The organism is Synechococcus sp. Minos11, assembly GCF_014279855.1.
In the GTDB taxonomy this organism is placed as follows: domain Bacteria; phylum Cyanobacteriota; class Cyanobacteriia; order PCC-6307; family Cyanobiaceae; genus RCC307.
This window is the reverse complement of the sequence record NZ_CP047953.1, coordinates 2101889-2118938: the sequence shown is the minus strand read 5'-3', so window position 1 is coordinate 2118938 and position 17050 is coordinate 2101889. Positions and strand designations below refer to the sequence as shown.

The 17050-nt window shown below is 51.8% G+C and carries 16 protein-coding genes; 10 read left to right on the top strand and 6 right to left on the bottom strand.

All coding sequences use genetic code 11. The features are described 5' to 3' along the window. Positions 1-78: 78 nt before the first annotated feature. The 4 genes from SynMINOS11_RS11975 (at position 79) to SynMINOS11_RS11960 (ending at position 5049) form a co-directional block, all read left to right on the top strand. Complete coding sequence (locus SynMINOS11_RS11975) at positions 79-1992, top strand: S1 family peptidase (protein WP_186548760.1); 1914 nt, start codon at positions 79-81, stop codon at positions 1990-1992. A 113-nt stretch (positions 1993-2105) separates the two neighbouring features. Further along, positions 2106-3671: a tetratricopeptide repeat-containing S1 family peptidase gene (locus SynMINOS11_RS11970; RefSeq protein ID WP_186548758.1), complete on the top strand. Its 1566-nt coding sequence runs from the start codon at positions 2106-2108 to the stop codon at positions 3669-3671. Further along, positions 3662-4279 carry a COP23 domain-containing protein gene (locus SynMINOS11_RS11965; RefSeq protein ID WP_370586167.1) on the top strand — a complete coding sequence of 206 codons (618 nt, stop codon included), beginning with the start codon at positions 3662-3664 and terminating at the stop codon, positions 4277-4279. Before SynMINOS11_RS11970 ends, SynMINOS11_RS11965 begins: the two co-directional genes overlap by 10 nt. 26 nt (positions 4280-4305) lie before the next feature. Further along, a complete protein-coding gene (locus SynMINOS11_RS11960; RefSeq protein ID WP_186548754.1) occupies positions 4306-5049 on the top strand; it encodes a hypothetical protein in 744 nt (247 codons plus the stop codon). A 13-nt stretch (positions 5050-5062) separates the two neighbouring features. Here SynMINOS11_RS11960 and SynMINOS11_RS11955 read toward each other — a convergent pair whose 3' ends face one another. The 5 genes from SynMINOS11_RS11955 to SynMINOS11_RS11935 form a co-directional block, all read right to left on the bottom strand. Further along, entirely contained in the window at positions 5063-6466 is a 1404-nt protein-coding gene (locus tag SynMINOS11_RS11955) for a tetratricopeptide repeat-containing S1 family peptidase (protein ID WP_186548752.1), read from the bottom strand. 434 nt (positions 6467-6900) lie between these two features. Continuing rightward, positions 6901-7179: a hypothetical protein gene (locus SynMINOS11_RS11950; protein WP_186548750.1), complete on the bottom strand. Its 279-nt coding sequence runs from the start codon at positions 7177-7179 to the stop codon at positions 6901-6903. Continuing rightward, positions 7176-7967 carry a hypothetical protein gene (locus SynMINOS11_RS11945; RefSeq protein WP_186548748.1) on the bottom strand — a complete coding sequence of 264 codons (792 nt, stop codon included), beginning with the start codon at positions 7965-7967 and terminating at the stop codon, positions 7176-7178. Before SynMINOS11_RS11945 ends, SynMINOS11_RS11950 begins: the two co-directional genes overlap by 4 nt. 151 nt (positions 7968-8118) lie before the next feature. Further along, positions 8119-8961 (bottom strand): hypothetical protein, encoded by an 843-nt coding sequence (locus SynMINOS11_RS11940; RefSeq protein WP_186548746.1) that lies wholly within the window; start codon positions 8959-8961, stop codon positions 8119-8121. A 360-nt stretch (positions 8962-9321) separates the two neighbouring features. After that, positions 9322-10761, bottom strand: coding sequence for a site-specific integrase (locus SynMINOS11_RS11935; RefSeq protein ID WP_186548744.1), 1440 nt, complete (start codon positions 10759-10761; stop codon positions 9322-9324). 154 nt (positions 10762-10915) lie between these two features. Here SynMINOS11_RS11935 and arfB point away from each other — a divergent pair, with 154 nt between their 5' ends. The 6 genes from arfB (at position 10916) to SynMINOS11_RS11905 (ending at position 15689) form a co-directional block, all read left to right on the top strand. Continuing rightward, positions 10916-11389 carry an alternative ribosome rescue aminoacyl-tRNA hydrolase ArfB gene (gene arfB, locus SynMINOS11_RS11930; protein ID WP_255445413.1) on the top strand — a complete coding sequence of 158 codons (474 nt, stop codon included), beginning with the start codon at positions 10916-10918 and terminating at the stop codon, positions 11387-11389. A 68-nt stretch (positions 11390-11457) separates the two neighbouring features. After that, positions 11458-12105: a ParA family protein gene (locus SynMINOS11_RS11925; protein ID WP_186548742.1), complete on the top strand. Its 648-nt coding sequence runs from the start codon at positions 11458-11460 to the stop codon at positions 12103-12105. Between the two features lie 11 nt (positions 12106-12116). Further along, the gene (locus SynMINOS11_RS11920) at positions 12117-13160 is read left to right on the top strand and encodes an SGNH/GDSL hydrolase family protein (RefSeq protein WP_186548740.1); all 1044 of its coding nucleotides are present in this window, start codon (positions 12117-12119) and stop codon (positions 13158-13160) included. A 5-nt stretch (positions 13161-13165) separates the two neighbouring features. Further along, entirely contained in the window at positions 13166-13732 is a 567-nt protein-coding gene (locus SynMINOS11_RS11915; RefSeq protein WP_186548738.1) for a hypothetical protein, read from the top strand. Then, a complete protein-coding gene (locus SynMINOS11_RS11910) occupies positions 13729-14028 on the top strand; it encodes a hypothetical protein (protein ID WP_011936777.1) in 300 nt (99 codons plus the stop codon). The genes SynMINOS11_RS11915 and SynMINOS11_RS11910 overlap by 4 nt, the downstream gene beginning before the upstream one ends. Then, on the top strand, positions 14028-15689 hold the full coding sequence (locus tag SynMINOS11_RS11905) for an ABC1 kinase family protein (protein ID WP_186548736.1): 1662 nt from the start codon (positions 14028-14030) through the stop codon (positions 15687-15689). The genes SynMINOS11_RS11910 and SynMINOS11_RS11905 overlap by 1 nt, the downstream gene beginning before the upstream one ends. Here SynMINOS11_RS11905 and eno read toward each other — a convergent pair whose 3' ends face one another. Continuing rightward, entirely contained in the window at positions 15690-16988 is a 1299-nt protein-coding gene (gene eno, locus SynMINOS11_RS11900; RefSeq protein ID WP_186550873.1) for a phosphopyruvate hydratase, read from the bottom strand. Positions 16989-17050: the final 62 nt, after the last annotated feature.

The window sequence follows — 17050 nt, the reverse complement described above, 5'->3', positions numbered from 1 at the left end:
TTAGTGCAACTTAAAAAATTTTCATTAGAGGGATTTCACCGAGACTTAAAATCATCTAAATGAAAGTGAACTCAAACAGTGAGCTGGCAAAGCACTGCGCTATCAGGAGGCTTTGCAGTTGCAATTATTGCCAGCGATACTCAGCTTTTAAGAGCGGTAGCCACACCTGCTATAGCGAAAAAGGCAGACTCAATCACCGTGCGAGTCGAGGGAGCCACCCAAGGCTCTGGAGTAATCACTGAAAAAAAAGATGATAAATACACTGTAATCACAGCGTGGCATGTAATCAAAAATATTGGCCCGAGAGAAGATATTGAGGTGTACACAAATGACGGGAAAAAGCACAAAGCAAAGAGAACAGGAACGACAAAAATAAAAGGAGCAGATCTTGCAAGAATTTATTTCAAGTCAAGAGACGAATACCAGACAGCAGAAACAGGAGACCCTTCAAACATCCAAGCCGGGGAAAATATATATGTCTCCGGCTTCCCATTAGCCACAACATCTGTACCTCGAAGAATTTTCCGTTTCTTGGGAGGCGAAGTAATAGCCAATTCAAAAGCGCAAATTAAAGATGGCTATCAACTGCTGTATTCAAATATGACTATGCCTGGAATGAGTGGAGGCGCTGTACTGGACAGAGAAGGCAATTTGATAGGAATCCATGGAAGAGCAGAGACTGACACTCAAATGTCAACAGAAAGGGGCTATGCAATTAAAACTGGCACAAACCAAGGCATGCCAATTACTTATATCAAAAAGGAGTCCAAAGTACAGAAGCAAGATGAAACTTGGTGGGCCACATGGCTGGGATCAATTGATTTTTTAAATATCTTTCAACCAAGAAGAGAGGAAGAAGAGGCAACAGAACAAAGCGATAAGGTTTCCGGCCTACTAGCAAAAGCCACACAACTACTAAATGAAAGGGGCGCTGTACTTCCAGGAGCCAACACCTTTATGCATAGGAAAGTCAATGGCAATGAAAAAGAAGTAATCAAGATTACAACTGAAGTAATAGCAAAGCAGCCAAAGAATTACTATGCATACATGCTCAGAGGTGCAGCCAACGAAAGACTGCAGAAGAGCGGGGTTTGCGAACAAGCAGCACTACTTAGAGGAGTAATTAATTATACCCAGTCAAAGCCATTTGAATGCAAAAAAGACAAAGCACACAACTCAATTCAAACACTTAAGGCATATTCAGACTTCGTACTAGCATCCAGCATCAAACCAGATTCAATCCAGCCTCGAATCAACATAAGCAACCTTTACAACAATCTTATGTACGATCAGCAAGATTCCATCAAAGCGTATAAATACATAGGCATAGCAGCTCTTGACGACGCTATAAAAAACAACCCAAAGGATACCCAGTTGTATATCAAAAGAGCATACTTAAAATCAGGCCTAGACAGAAGACTAGATGGCTGCAAAGACATGATGAGAGCTTTAAGCCTGGGATCAGATAAAGCCGCTCAATGGCTGAGTCCCGTATCCCGATACGCAAATGACTGCAGGAATTACGCCATAAAGAACATCGACGGAGACGTTGCAGACGAAACTCTTGAGAGACTAAATACTAGAATTAAGAAACTAAAGCAATGGCTTGAGCCATATCGAACAGGGCCAGACTTATATCCATCGAAGGCAATGTCCAATGGAGACATTAGATATTGCACCTTAAAAGGAGAAGGTGGATCTGGCCATCCAACATGCCAAAGACTAGACAAAAGCACGGGCGAATTCAATGCAGCGATGACTTACCGCTCACTACTTCAAACAATGTATACAATGGGGACTATTCAATCGCTGGTCAACAAGAAAGAACAGGCATGCAAAAATCTACTTAGAACATATACGGAAATGGCAAACAACAAATATTTCCTAAAGTATGATCTAGGCTTCTGGAATAGCAACAAATACTGCAGGGCTAACGAAGAGCTAGCGAAAAGCAATCCATTTATATTCCCATTTGGGACAACTCAAGAATAGCTTCTAATTAAATGAACTACACAACCAAATCAACACCTGGTCTTTTGAGATTTATTAACTCAGTTAGCTTTAAAGGTTGCTTACTTCTAAGTAGCTTGTGCATCAATCAGGCATTGGCATCACCTGAGGTTGCAAAGAAGGCAAAGGGACTAACTGTTCGTATTGAAGGAGCAACACAAGGATCTGGTGTTCTTGTTGAAAAGCGCGGGTCCGTTTACACAGTCCTAACTGCTTGGCACGTCCTTAGTTCAAATAGGCCGGGAGAAGAAATAACCATCGTGACAAGTGACGGAAAGTCACACAACAAACAACAAGGAACGGTCAAGAGAATTGGCAGCTATGACTTGGCAACACTGAAATTCAAATCATCAACATCTTACAAACTACCAGTAATTGGAAGCTCAAGCGATGTAAGATCAGGAGAGAAAGTTTTTGTCTCGGGCTATCCGTTAGCAACCTCAGCTGTACCTACAAGCATCTGGAGGTTTCTCGAAGGCAAAGTAATTGCCAATGCAACAGGAATTGGAATACCTGGAGGATATCAGCTTCTGTACTCCAACCAAACGCTTCCTGGAATGAGTGGTGGTGCAGTAATGAATTCAGCAGGCCAACTAGTTGGCATCCATGGACAAGGCGAAGTAGACACTAAAATGACGCAGCAACAGGGAGTTGTTGTAAAGACGGGAACCAATCAAGGAATTCCTATTAGCTATTTCAAGTCTTCAAGTCAACAACTATCTACAACAGCCACAACCCTCTCTAGCAGTGATTTCCTTGCCAAAGCGGTATCCCTTCTAAATATTCCCGGGCCGTACACTGGTGGTAGTGGAGGTTTTCGATATCCCAGCAATGGCTATGAGAAGGAGGTCATACAATTAACAACTAGAGCACTACAGGAAAATCCTCAAAATTCAAATGCCTATCGAATTAGAGCAGCTGCTACTTTTAGGCTACAACCAGAGTCCTTTAATAGATTTGCGCGAAAGAGCAGAGAATGGAGGAAAGCGTTTGATTCTGGGAAACCAACAAACAATATGGATACTGGCTATAGCGACCACCAATCATGGGGAAGTCAAACAAACTGGGGGAGACTTAACCAACAAACCAGAGCAATTGACGCGCTTTCAGACCTAAAACTGGCACATGTTTTTGATCCCTCATCAATAGATACATCAAGAACGATGAGAGACATCTACTCTGAGATAGGAGACGACCAAAGAGCGATTGAGTACTCATTAAAAATATTGGCATCATCTCCATTTAATGCCGAAGACTGGAGTGTGATTGGGAATCAATATCTTGCATTAAATCAAAGGTCTAATGCTTGCGATGCTTTTCACAAAGGAGCTAATTATGGATCGATCGGCTCGATAATGCAGCTCTTAGGATTCTTTGATGGAAAAGGGCTCAGGCAGCAATGCAGGACTTACAGTTACAACTGGGACCAACCAAGACTTGCAGAAATATTTGAGAATATGAATCAAAGAATAAAGCAACTTAGCCAATCAACAAACCGCAAAGACAAGTATGAATATCACCTTGCACGGTACAACAGAGGCGCACTCAAACTAATAACAAGTACAAGGGGAACTCCCTGCGAGGACTTATCTTATGCGAATAAAAATGGGGTGTTCATTAAATATCGAGCAATGCCGAACTCGTTTAGCGAATGCAGTTGATTCACTCTTTGATCAACTACAATCATGTGAACAAAGGCTCTTCGATGCTTAACGTTGCCCGTAAGACCTTCAGCGCCAGTGCATTCATCTTGCCTGTCGTTTTGCTTATCACTCCAGCAATAGGGGCGGAGCCACAAGCCAAATCCTTCGTCTGCAGCTCAGCCAACGGCGTCCCAGCGACAAGCGCGGTAACCCCTAACGGAGAAGTGCCTGTCATCCGCTGGACCAGCACAACCTTTAGCGGTGCTGGTTGGTCACCGGAGCGACGATGCCAAGAGGTGACAGCCCGCTTCAACAGTTACATGGAGAAGGGGATGCTCGAGTACATCACCACCGGACGCATGAACAGCCTGCCGGTCATCTGTGTGACACGAACAGAAGGTGGTGGCTGTGATGGCTTGCTCTACACCCTCAAGCCAGGCCAGAACGCCACAGCAACCCTCAAGAAGCTCTTTGACATCCGGACTAAGCCAGGCGCAGCTCCGTTAAACGAGACCACCTCACGCATATACGTGAAAGTGGATGACCTGATCCGTGGTGGAAGCCCCGTCTCTCCAGCACCAACACTCAGCCCAGCGCCTACTGCTGCTCCTGGACGACTGTTCTGACCGTTGACTGTGAAAGCTGTCTGACCATGAAAACCACCCTCAAACCACTAAGCAGCCTTCTTGCCGCGATAGCTCTAGTGCTGGCTCAGGCACCCTCCGCAAAGGCGGACACCCAGAAGGACATTGAAGACCTCATCACCATGGTGGCCAAGACAGGTACCAAGGTCCTGAAATCCAATAAATGTGATGAAGGAGTGATGGGGTATTACCAGTTTTCAAAGGAGAACAATCTTGATCAGCTGGTGCTCTGCACAAACAACGTCAACATCAAAGACCCAAGCGCTGTCTGGGAGGTCGTGAGCCACGAGTCAGCCCATGTCATGCAGGCTTGCAATGGCGGTCCTCTATGGAAAGAGGACTATCACCCCAGGATGCTGAGAGGACTGAAAGCGCATGCTCCTCACTACGCACGCATCCTCAAGCAATACAGAGGTGCAGACAAGATTGTTGAGCTTGAAGCCTTTGACATGGAGCTAAGGACTCCAAGTGAGGTCAAGGAGCTCTTCTACGAGTACTGCATGAAACCGCAGGACAAATCCCAAGGCTCAACAGCAGAGACGCTGATTGATCAAATGGAAGCTGTTGTTGGCGGGAAAGAACCGTTGAAGGCTCTACTGGGTTGGGCCACTAAAACCTTGCCACCTGAACAGGTTCAGATGATTAAAGACACCATTACTTCTGGTGATTTCAGCAGAATCAAGCCAATGCTGATGAGCCTGGTGAAGCAATACAATGATGCGATGAATTACAGCAATTACAGGTTATTTTAGTTGCAATAGCTTTTCAAGGTCCATACAACTGGACGCAGCCTTTGTAAATATCAGATTTCATGATCCGGGCCGCTTCAACCCAGTCAACTCCTGAATTAGGCCCATCAGAAACATGCTTTTTGGCATACCTCATGGCGAATCTCAGGTCTTCGCATCCTCTTTGTACATCTTCCTTGATTTGGAAATAATAAATCGATCTCATTTGCAAACCTCTCATTGAGAATGGATCTATATCTAGTGCAATATTTATGTCTTCTAGCATTCCGCTGATGTCTCCTAAAGAGTACTTGGAGCCACCTCTCAGTAGGTAGAGAGTAGAAGAGCTAGATCTATCGTCTTTAATCCTAATGGCCATATTGTGATCGCTGAGAGCTCCCGCATGATCTTTAAGCAAGTCCTTAATCATGCCACGATTTGAAAACAACCAATACTCTCGAGGCTGCATATCAATTGCTTTATTGATGTCAATAAGTGCATCTTTCAGCAGGGCCTGATCAACCCCTTTTGCGAGCGCTTTCTTTGCGGATGCTCGCTTGCTATATGCTTCTGCACTTGGTTTTAGAGCCAGCGACTTTGTGGAAAGTTCAAGTGTTTCTTGAGCATTTCCGTCGGTCCATGCCTTTCCTGCAAGTACCAAAAAATCATCAGCACTAGAAGGATTCTGCGCTGAAAAAATTACTGGCTTTCCTTTAGACCACAATTCATAATAGGTTATTGGAACAGCCTGGTTCACGCCTGACGCGACATTCTTTCCGCTTTGTCTGCTTACAGCGGCATCCCTTTCCGCGCTTGCATGAATTCCAATTAGCACTGAATCATTTGATAGCACAGCTCCACCGCTCATTCCAGGTAATGTTGGGTTGGAATAAAGCAATTGATGTCCGCCAGGGACAGCAACATTTGCATTGGCGACAATGTCCCCTTTCGTGAATCTAAATATCCGAGCAGGGATAGAATTAGAAGCTAGCGGATATCCCGAGACAAAGACTGAGTTGCCGGATTGGAAATTCTCTACTTGCCCGAGCCTGGCAAGCTGGTAATCATTGACTGATTTAAACTTAAGAACAGCCAGGTCAATCTTGCCAAGCCTGGAAATACTTTCAAATGCAACTAGATGACTAGAGTTATCATTGGTAATAATGGACAACTCTTCTCCAGCTTTTTGTCCACTTACTACATGCCATGCAGTCAAAACTGTGTATGTATTCCCTTCCTTCTTGACCAGAACTCCTGAGCCCTGTGTTGCACCTTCAATCCTGACTGTGATTGCTTGGGCTGTATGAGCAACAGCCTCCGCTGTTTGTGCTTGGACTCTTGAAGCGATCACTACCTGTGCTGCTAGGCCCAGTAGCACCCCCGATGGCTGAGCCGCTGCCAATAGAGCTGATCCAATAATCAAAGAAAGGTGCTTACGCATAGCCCTGCTATTGGGAGTGATTACTTTATTAGAGTCCTAGAGCCGCTTAACAAGGCTTATGGACTCGGGCTAGGGCTTGACTGCTGATCTTTTTTGCTACGCAATCTGATTGCTCCATCTTCGGTATACAGCTCTACCTGCCAAGGCAGTTCAAGTTGTCGTGACTGTGGTGTTGGGTCTGAAGTTTTCTCAGACTCACTTTGTCTGGATTGATTTGGTTGTTGGTTGTTGTACATAGTTTTGTAGTTGGTAAAAAAGTTCTTTCTTAGTTGCAGGCCACCTGCCTTGTCTCAACCATCCGGTCAGCGTTGAGTACGGAACCTTGATAAGCGACGCCGCTACTCGTGTAGTGCCAAACGTGCTGACAATCTGACTGTGAAACTCGGAAGGTATCTGCAGTGATGACCTTTTGGGTGTCATTGCAAGGAGAGCCATCAAGCGAGTCTGTCAGTCATCAACCCCGACATGTCTTGAGCAATGTCCTTACAGCGTTTATGGATGGTCTCACGAACGAAGCTGGAGACGTCCGTATAGCCAGCAGCACTAATCAATCCAAGCATTGACGAATAAACCTCTGGATCAAAACGTGCTGTGACTACATATCCTCCATACTTCTGTCGTTGTTTTGAGCAAAGTATTTTCATAAATGGTAGATAAAAGATTGTTTGTTTGATGCTGGTCTTACACAGCACTGCTGAAGCCAGTTGGTTCATTGCCGATAGAACGGCAGGCTCAGGTATGTGGATGTCAGCTTCTGCAGCTCACTGACAGAGTTGACCCACTCGCTGTTGCGGTACTGCTCATCAGCCAGGATCTGCATTGCAGCTGCCAAAACCGCAGCTTTACTGGGCTTGCTGTCGTACACAGCAGCAGCCTTTGGGTTTCCTAGGTATCGCTTGTCCTGGTACTTCTCGAGCAGGTCTTGGTCCTGCTGCTGCTTCTCAGTCGACAGCTTTGGTTGCTCAGAGTTTCCCGGGGAAACTTTTTCTTCAAAATACTTTCGAGTAAATGGATGTCCCCAAAGCATTCGGTCCTCAATTTCGTATGGGCTTAAACGAGTCATGTAGTACTGGACAGTCACTGGGTGGCCATCAAAGAAAGCGAGTAATGCAGGGCTATCCGGGAGCTTGGCATTTCTAAAATCCATGATTGCCTGAACCTTGCTGAGGTAACCCTTTGAGATATCGAGCTGATCCATGATCTCTTTGTTCACCTCTCGTGCCTCAATGCTCCAGCCATCACGGCTGTTGAGGAAGAGCTTGGCTATCTGATGCTTTGCGTGATAACCCTGCTGGTATTCGCGTAGAAGCGGCATCAAGTCATCAATAAATTCCTTGACGCCTGCTTGGGTCTTGATGTCGTACGAATCGACCTGGACATGATCGAATACACCTTCATATGCAGCTAAGGCGTGTTGTTGTTGTTCCAATTGTTCTTTGATCTGATAAATACTGTTGAATCCGTATGAACTGGTTGTCCATTCAGAGGACAACGCTTTCATTCCGATTCAGATGGTCTAGTTAAATGATGTACACACATCAATTCCTGTACTCAATCACTCGCCTTCGGCTCACTCTTGAACAGTCATTGATGTCTTGTTAGCTTTTTCTCCCTTATCAGGACTCATCAGCATTGATGGTCTGTATTCGCAGTCAGTCTCCCGGGATTTCTGGTAGGCGACCATCCAGCATGTCTTTTGCATAACTCATGGTGTTTTCGCACCAATACTTGATGCCGTCGTAGCTCCAGTGATCGGTCTCCTCTTTCCATTTTTGCCAGTGGTCATGAGAGATGCGATACATCAGCTGGTAGTACTCAAACCATTCCTGCTCGTCCCATTGCTTCATCGGGATCAGCTTCTTGTGCTCGATGCGTGGCGGGAACCCACCAAGGCAAATGAACTTGCGAGTTGAGTACCTGGCCCTCTCCTGCTTTCGCTCCTCGTATTCCTTCCTGCTGATGTGAGAGGCAAGATCTGAGTCGTCAGCTAATCGCTCCGCTTCTCTGTCCCACCAGTTGGCTTCACGGATGTGAGCCGGTGTTGGGTTGTAGCTCAGGATCAAGGTCTGAACGATGCGTGCCTTTGAGTAGCCCGTGGCGTTCTTGTGGCATTCCAGCTTGTTGGCAGCAGTCGAGGTGATGTCGTAGCTGAGCTGCTTATCCCCTGACGTCCCTTTGTATTTGAAGGACTTCGGCGGCCTGATGGTCGGCCAGATGTAGCGGTGCAAAGGACTGTCACTCGTTGAATGGCTGGCGTATCGCGGCAACCCCTTGAGGATCATCCGCGTGAGCATGGCCCACAGCTCAAGTCCAGCAGCTTTAGCTAAAGCGCTCAGTCGTTCGTATGCCTCTTGGCTGACGTTGACCTTGAGGCGGCGACGGGTGACCCGGACTCCGTTCCAAGGTCCATCCTTTTTGACGGTTCTGAAATCTCGTTGACCGTCCTTCTTTCGTTTTCGGTATTGGCGTTGGTGTTTGGTTAGTTTCTTTGGCATAGGCGTCGTATTTGTTGTGTTCTTTGATCATTAATTTGCTACACTTTTGACAACGGCAACACTTCTAAGTATTCAGTTGTCAAGGTGCATCAATCTTTATGGCTTAAGCAACCCGCCAATGGGCCAATAAGTGGACAGTTTGTTTTAAAATTCCCTCAAACTCCTAGTGTTTTTAGTAAAACCTAGAAAAAGCGTCACAAGGTCAAGATCCTCCTCTGTGACAGCGTTTTGACCCGTGCATGCCGGATTGGGTCTGCACCCTTGCTGGCTGGCCTTGCAGGCGCTTCTAGGCGCCTCTGAGAGGCATCTGTTCATCACCTTCTGCTCGTTAACTATTTAGCCTTGTATGACTGTGAATTCCTAGCCTGTCCATCCCAAGTGTTCATCAGCAGACCGCAGTCCTTTCCTTCCTTTGCCAAGGATCTCGGTGCTTTCGTCAGCTCTGTAGTGGAAGTAATGGTCTTCTATGTACTTCATGCTCGTATCTGTATTTGCAGCCAGCACAGGGACAGGAGTACCAGCCTTGAGGCGCATGGTGATGTGAGTGTGGCGGAAGCTGTACCAAGTCAGGTTTTTACCTGAATGGATATTGATCTTGCGTTGGTTGTTTGAGTCGTCTTCAGCCCAGCTCGCAATTCCTGTCTCAACCATCACCTCACAGAAAGCATCCCTCCATATTCGTTCGCTGAACTGTCTTCCGTCTCGTTGATTGCAGAATAGAAAGTCATCCTGCTTTTTATGTTTAGTTGCTTCCCGTAATTTCTCAAGGTGTGAAGCGATCGGAGCAGATATTCTGTAGTACCTACCTGTCTTTGTGTTTTCTGGCGGTACTTCAATAATGACCCAGGTTTTTCTTTCTTCTTTTGGAATAGCAGTGTTTTCGGATATGTGCTTCCATTGAATCTTTCTCAGTGAGCCAGGACGAATGCCAGTATCCATCGAGATACGCATAGCCCAGTAGATCAGCTGCCTATGAATTAGTTGATTCTTTCCTCTTCCAACTGGTTTGACTGTGACATGGGTTTCATATCTTCCTTTTGAGTTCTTGAATGGCTCGCCTGATTCGTCAAGTGTGCGGGATATTCCTTTCAGCCAGTACTGTCGAGCACATCTTTCAACCTCCAGCCACTCTTTCTCTGTTAGATCATCTCGCCTGTGTTTCTTGTTCTTAGGTAGTTTGATGTTTGGTAGTTCAGGTATTGAATCGCGAGAAAGAAACCCACGAGCGACAGCTATTTCATTGAATGCTCTTCCAAGGGTCGAGATCTCTTGAGCAATGGTTGTTTGAACTGGAATTGATTTCCCGGATTGAATGGCTCTTTCTTTTCTCCAGATTTCATAGGTAAGAAAGGTAGAGCGCCTCAACCTGTGCACCTGCTTTCTATCGTCCTGAATGAAATCTCTGCACCAACGCAGCTGTGTGGAGAGTAGACGAAACCTTGTGGCTGAAATTCCTTGATGTGGGATGGAGCTTATCTTTTTACGTTCCTTGTCTAAGAACTCATTGCACATCTCGCCAAATGTAAGCGTTTTTATTGACTCACCACGCTCCACCTTCGCTTTTAATTCCATATACTTCATCAGACCGAGAACGAATGCATCGTCTTGTGCTTCTGTCTCTGGCTTCGGTATCACTCCGTCTTCATTCTTCAGGATTACTCGATGCCGAGTACCTGCAACTCTGTCGTAGTAGTAAAGAAACCACTTCCCGCCACGATCCAACCGTCGAAAGATGTAGGCGTTCGGATCAGTCGGGATGGCTTTTTTGTCCGCAATGAGTGCAGCGGTAGAGCTGCTCATGGGTTCTGGAGGATGATTTGGTTACGGTGTGGTTACACCTCCACCGCCACCACTGGTGTCTCGGTGTTTTCGACTCCCGCATCTTACCCTGGTTACACCTTGGTTACAACAGTGCGAAACCCGAGACCCCAGTCCACCACTCAAAGTGGTGCTCATGTGCGCATCAACGCCGACTACACCACTTGAGCGGGCTGTGGATCGCGATCTAGTGATTCATCAACGCTTGGCGATCCCTGCCGCTGAGCTGCAATGGCGCTTTACGCGCTCCTCCGGCCCAGGCGGGCAGAACGTCAACAAGTTGGAAACAGCTGTTGAGCTGTTGTTTGACCTGAAGGCTTCCTCGGTCTTGGGAGAGGTTCGGCGCCAGCGCCTGCAAGAGCGCTTGGGCTCCAAGCTCAGTGGTGGGGTGTTGCGGGTTGTGGCCGCTGAGCATCGCTCCCAATGGCGCAACCGGCAGTTGGCCCTCGAGCGGCTGGCGGAGTTGTTGCGGGAAGGCCTCAAGCCACCGCCGAAGCCTCGCCGTGCCACCAAGCCCACGCGCGGTTCGCAGCGCCGCCGCTTGGATGCCAAGAAACAACGCGGCCAGATCAAGCAGCAGCGCCAAAGGCGCCATCACAGCGACGACTGAGGCTTTGTCAGCACACCAGCAGCAGCCCCTTGCGTTTCACTTTGTGCTGCTTACTCTTTGCCGAAAAAGTGTTCGTAACTGTTTTTGGCCAGAAAGGCGGTGTAGCGAAGACCTGCACCAGCATTCACTTAGCCAGTGTTTGGGCCCAGCAGGGCTGCGCCGTCTGCGTCGTTGATGCTGACCGCAACCGCTCGGCAACCGCCTATGGAGCGAGGGGTCTTCTGGGCTTTGACGTGGTGCCTGTGGAGGCTGCTGCCAAAGCCACCCGCACGGCTCAGATCGTGATCACCGATGGCCAGGCCAGTAGCCATGAAGATGAATTGAAGAACCTCTCGGCTGGCTCCGACATCGTTGTGCTGCCCACCACTCCGCAAGCCCGCTCGGTGGAGCTGACCATCGAGATGTCGGCGATTTTGCGGGGCTACGGCATCCGCCATGCCGCCTTGCTGGTGAAGGTGGACACTCGCAAGCAGCGCTTTGCTGATGAGGCGCGCGACACGCTTGAGGGTTTTGGCCTTGAGGTGCTGGATGGCTCCATTCCTTTGCTCGCTGCGTTTGACAAAGCAGAAGTTCAGGGCGTCACCGTGCGTGAGGCCGTCGATGACAAAGGGCGTTCGGATCCGCGCCGCATGATGGGCTGGGCGGCCTATTGCGCTGCCGCCAACCAATTGCAGGCCATTTTGAAAGCAGATTCAGCCGATAACCTGGCCGCCTGATCCCAGGCTGAATGCGAGCGCTCCGCGCCAATCTGCTGCTGCTGCTGTTCAGCTTGGCGTTTTGCTTGGTGGGGGCTGAGCTGGCCTTGAGATTGCTGCGGCTGGGCTTTAACCACACACCGCTGAACCCCAGCGCAACGCGTCACCACCAGCATCCAACCAACTACATCTTTCAGGCCTATTCGCTGCAGGACGAATGGGGCGGCTTTGAAATCCAAACCGATCGTTTTGGTAACCGTTCCCTCAAGGGCCTCTGTGAGTTCCCAGCTGCTGGCCCCAAGCGGCATGTGCTGATGTTGGGGGACTCGTTTGTTGAAGGGTTTCAGGTCAGTGATGCCGACAGCATGGCTGGCCAGTTGCAGCAGCAACTCTGCGGGGCGGGTGTGGCCGTTCACAACCTTGGGGTGAGCAGTTACTCCCCGGTGCTCTCAGAGATCCAGTTGCGTGAATACCAGCAGCAACACCCCCAAGGCCCGGTGCTGTTGGCCGGTGGAGTGGTTGTTCATGTTCTCTACGACAACGACCTCGATGGCGATCAGGGCTACAGCAGTCAGCTCCAGCCCGATTCCAACGGCGAGATGGTGGTTTCCAGTGAAACCCAGCTCTCGCCGTTGGAGCGATTGGCACGGGTGTCGTATTTGGCGCGTTTGTTGCGCCGCGCTCAGCTCACCGTGACCGAGCTGGGGCGCCGCCAGGAGATCACCACAGCCCAGAGCCCAGTTGCCTCCAGTGCTGGTGATCAATGCCCGCGCTCAGCAGCCGAGCTAGAGCCCACGCGCCGTGCCTTGCGTGCCATCCGTGACCGGGTTGCAGCTGCCGGCGGCCGCTATCTGATCTCTGCGGTCCCCAGCGATCCCCGCAAAGCCCCGCACCTTGAGCCTTGCTTTGCTCAGTTGGCTCAGGAGCTTGAAGTTCCCTATGTGCCCATGGCGCCAGAGTTGCTGCGCCAGCCCGAGGCGTTTTATTTCACCCATGACATGCACCTCAATCCCCAGGGGAATCGCTATGCGGCCGGTCAATTACTGCTGGCCCTGCCGGAGGAGGTGAAGTCATGACGATGATGAGTTCCAAGAAGCGCACCTCGCGGCCTGTGGCGGTTCAACCAGCTCAGAAGCAGCGCAGGCCAGTGCGGCGCTCCAACCCTTGGAATCCCATGGGTCCCTTGTTGGTGGGGCTGTGTTTTGGTTTGGCCTATGTGGTCACTGGGCGGCTTTTGGAAGATCGTCTTGGTGGCCTGGTCCCATTGGGCCGGCGTTTTTCCAGCAAGCCCGTGCCCGGTTTGACGCTGGAGAGTTTGCGCATGCGTTACGGCGCCGAACGGGTCAATTTGCTTGGCCCATCGCCGCAGTTGCTTCCCGAGCCAGAGCCGACCGATGCCGCTGTGCTCCCCGCTCCAGAGTTGTTTGTGGAACCTGAGGCTGTCGATCCCTTAGCGCTTCCAGTGCCGCAGTTGTTCCCAGAGCCTGATGCGGTTGATTCCTCGGTGCTTCCAGCCCCTGAGATTGTCGACAGTCCTCAGTTGCCTTTGGTGGATCCGCTCGAGGATCTGCCCCCTTGGCCGCAGCCTCTGCCACAACCACCGTCGTCTTCTGCCACAGTCGGAGCGCCGCCTCCTGTTTGGCGATGAGCACCCCTGAAACTTTGGTGCAAGCCGCGTTGAATCGTTTGGCTGCCCGTCTTGGCAGCAGCGCGATGGACGCGGCTGCTCAGTTCAGCGTGATGGCGCAGGACGCCCCGCAAAAACTGCAGCAAGAACTGGAACTGTTTTGGCAAGAGGTGCAGCAGGAAGCCGAACGCATCGAACAACCGCCAACCGTTTCCAGTGAGGTCACTGTGGCGGGCCCTGAGAATCTCCAGGAGCAGCTCGATGGCTTGCGCGCTCAAGTGGCCGAGTTTTCTCGGCGCCTTGAGGAGCCCAGCTAATGGCGCGATTGCGCAGTGTGCTGCGCTCGTTGCGCATCTGGTCGGTCGTGGTGGTGCTGCTGAGCCGCCTTTGGTGGGATGGCCGGCGCTGGACCTACGTAGGCGGCCCTAGCGAAGCAGCGGTGGAACGGCGTCAGCGCCGTTTGGCCCGCTGGCTGTTGCACGAGCTGCTGGCTTTGGGATCAGCCTTCATCAAGCTGGGGCAGTTGCTTTCAGCTAGGCCTGATCTGCTGCCGGCTCCCTGGGTGGAGCAGTTGGCGCAACTGCAAGATCGGGTGCCGTCGTTTCCTTTCCCGCAGGCGGAGGCTCTGCTCGAAGCGGAGTTGGGGGCGCGCCGCAGCGAGATCATGCGGATCGAGCCCAGGCCCTTGGGGTCCGCCAGCTTGGCTCAGGTGCATCGCGCCACCTTGCACAGCGGACGCGATGTGGTTCTGAAGTTGCAGCGGCCGGGGCTGGAGAAGCTCTTCCGCCTCGATTTGCAGGTGATGGAGCAGGTGGCTGCCGTGCTGCAACGTCACCCCAATTGGGGCCGCGGGCGCGATTGGGTGGCGATGGCCCGTGAATGCCGGCGCGTGCTGCTGCGGGAGTTGGATTTCCGCTTGGAAGCCGAGCATGCGGCCCGCTTTCGGCAACAGTTTTTGGATGACCCCGATGTGCGTATTCCCGCGGTCATCTGGGAGCTAACCACAAGGCGCGTGCTCTGCCTTGACTATGTGCCTGGCACCAAGATCACCGATCGCGAGGCTTTGTTGCAGCGCGGCATTGATCCGGCTGCTGTTGCTGAGAAAGGAGCAGCTAGCTACCTGCAGCAGCTTGTGCTCTACGGCTTTTTCCATGCTGATCCCCATCCCGGCAACTTGGCGGTTGCCGATGACGGGGCACTCATCTACTACGACTTCGGGATGATGGGGCAGATCCCTCCCCGGCTGCGCAGTCGTTTTGGCTCGATGGTGACGGCGGCCGCGGCGCGCGATGCCGGCGGCTTGGTGGAGGAGTTGCAGGCCGCAGGAATCATCAGCACCAGCATCGATACCGGTCCGGTGCGCCGATTGGTGCGCGTGATGCTCGATGACGCCTTGACCCCGCCCTTCCCGAGCAATGTGCTCGATCGCCTCTCTGGTGATCTTTATGCCTTGGTCTACGGGCAGCCGTTTCAGCTACCGGTTGATCTGATTTTTGTGATGCGGGCCCTCTCCACCTTTGAAGGTGTTGGCCGCGCCTTGGATCCCGGCTTTAGCTTGGTGGCGATCGCCAAGCCCAAGCTTCTTCCCCTCATGACTGCCAGCGGTAATGGCCCCAACGAGCTGATCAATGAGCTGGGTCGTCAAGTGGGTGCCTTGGGCACGCGGGCTGTGACCCTGCCGCGGCGCCTGGATTCCAGCCTGGAGCGTCTTGAGCAGGGTGATCTGCAACTGCAGATTCGCCTTGGTGAATCCGATCGGCAATTCCGCCGCATGGCGACTGCTCAGCACGCCATTGGGCAATCCGTGTTGCTCGGCTGTTTGGCTTTGGCGGCCGCACTGCTCGGAGCCAGTAGTCGTCCGGTTTGGGCCGTTGCGCCTTTGGTGGCTGGGGTTCCTGTGGGGTTGGGTTGGCTCAAGCTGCAGTTGAGGCTGCAGCGTGATCAACGGCTCGAGCAGCTTCCTGGCCAGCAGCGCTAATCAGCGGCGGCCGCGGGGGCCGCGGCCTTGGGTACCGGCGTACACCGCTTGGCTACCGAGCTCGTCTTCGATTCGCAGCAGCTGGTTGTACTTGGCGATCCGCTCAGAGCGGCTGAGCGAACCGGTCTTGATTTGGCCAGCACCGGTGGCCACGGCCAGATCGGCAATGGTGGTGTCTTCGGTTTCGCCGCTGCGGTGGCTAATCACGCTTGTGTAGCCGTTGCGGCCTCCCAAGTCGATGGCTTGCAGGGTTTCGCTCAGCGAGCCGATCTGATTGACCTTGATCAGGATCGAGTTGGCCACGCCCAGATCAATGCCGCGCTGCAGCCGGGTGCTGTTGGTGACAAACAGGTCGTCGCCCACCAGTTGCACGGAGCTGCCCAAGCGCTCGGTCAACAGCTTCCAGCCATCCCAATCGTCTTCGGCGAGGCCGTCTTCGATCGACACAATCGGGTAGCGGCTCACCAGCTGGGCCAGCTGATCCACCATTTCCGCGCTGCTGTAGTTGCCGCCGCCAAAGCTGTAGCGGCCGTCTTTGTAAAACTCGGTGCTGGCCACATCGAGGGCCAAGGCAATTTGCTCACCGGGCTTGTAGCCGGCTTTTTCGATGGCGCGCACTAGCAAGTCGCCGGCGGCATCGTTGCCATCGAGGTTGGGAGCAAAGCCGCCCTCATCACCAACGGCTGTTGACAGGCCCTGCTCGTTGAGCAGGCCCTTGAGGGTGTGGAACACCTCAGCGCCCCAGCGCAGTGCATCTCGGAAGCTGCCAGCGCCATGGGGCACGATCATGAATTCCTGGAAATCCAGGTTGTTGGTGGCGTGCTCGCCGCCATTGATCACATTCATCAGCGGCACCGGCAACACCGTTGCTGACGGGCCACCCAGATAGCGGTACAGCGGCAGGCCAACCCCATTGGCGGCTGCGCGGGCCACGGCCATGCTCACCGCCAGGATCGCGTTGGCTCCCAGGCTGGATTTATTCGCGCTGCCATCGAGTTCGTTCATGGCGCCATCGACGGCCACCTGATCGAGGGCGCTTAGTCCGCAGAGGGCCGGAGCGAGCCGCTCTTCCACATTGCTGACGGCTTGGTTGACCCCTTTGCCGAAATAACGCATGGCGTCGCCATCGCGCAGCTCATGGGCTTCGTGGGCACCGGTGCTGGCTCCGCTGGGCACGATCGCCCGGCCGCTGGCGCCACCCTCAAGCAACACCTCGGCTTCGACGGTTGGGGTGCCGCGGGAGTCCAACACTTCCCGTGCCACCACGGTGTCGATCACAAGGTCGAGAGAGTCGAACACAGCGGTCTCATCTGGCGGGCTCATTATGCAGATGGGCCCTGCACAATGAGCTCAGCTAGAGC

Excerpts from the sequence above, each read along its gene's own strand:
- SynMINOS11_RS11955 (WP_186548752.1), bottom strand. The coding sequence starts at position 6,466 with ATGCGTAAGCACCTTTCTTTGATTATTGGATCAGCTCTATTGGCAGCG.
- arfB (WP_255445413.1), top strand. The coding sequence starts at position 10,916 with ATGTGCGCATCAACGCCGACTACACCACTTGAGCGGGCTGTGGATCGC.
- SynMINOS11_RS11915 (WP_186548738.1), top strand. The coding sequence starts at position 13,166 with ATGAGTTCCAAGAAGCGCACCTCGCGGCCTGTGGCGGTTCAACCAGCT.
- SynMINOS11_RS11910 (WP_011936777.1), top strand. The coding sequence starts at position 13,729 with ATGAGCACCCCTGAAACTTTGGTGCAAGCCGCGTTGAATCGTTTGGCT.
- SynMINOS11_RS11940 (WP_186548746.1), bottom strand. The coding sequence starts at position 8,961 with ATGCCAAAGAAACTAACCAAACACCAACGCCAATACCGAAAACGAAAG.
- SynMINOS11_RS11965 (WP_370586167.1), top strand. The coding sequence starts at position 3,662 with ATGCAGTTGATTCACTCTTTGATCAACTACAATCATGTGAACAAAGGC.
- SynMINOS11_RS11945 (WP_186548748.1), bottom strand. The coding sequence starts at position 7,967 with ATGAAAGCGTTGTCCTCTGAATGGACAACCAGTTCATACGGATTCAAC.
- SynMINOS11_RS11950 (WP_186548750.1), bottom strand. The coding sequence starts at position 7,179 with ATGAACCAACTGGCTTCAGCAGTGCTGTGTAAGACCAGCATCAAACAA.
- SynMINOS11_RS11960 (WP_186548754.1), top strand. The coding sequence starts at position 4,306 with ATGAAAACCACCCTCAAACCACTAAGCAGCCTTCTTGCCGCGATAGCT.
- SynMINOS11_RS11905 (WP_186548736.1), top strand. The coding sequence starts at position 14,028 with ATGGCGCGATTGCGCAGTGTGCTGCGCTCGTTGCGCATCTGGTCGGTC.
- SynMINOS11_RS11920 (WP_186548740.1), top strand. The coding sequence starts at position 12,117 with ATGCGAGCGCTCCGCGCCAATCTGCTGCTGCTGCTGTTCAGCTTGGCG.
- SynMINOS11_RS11935 (WP_186548744.1), bottom strand. The coding sequence starts at position 10,761 with ATGAGCAGCTCTACCGCTGCACTCATTGCGGACAAAAAAGCCATCCCG.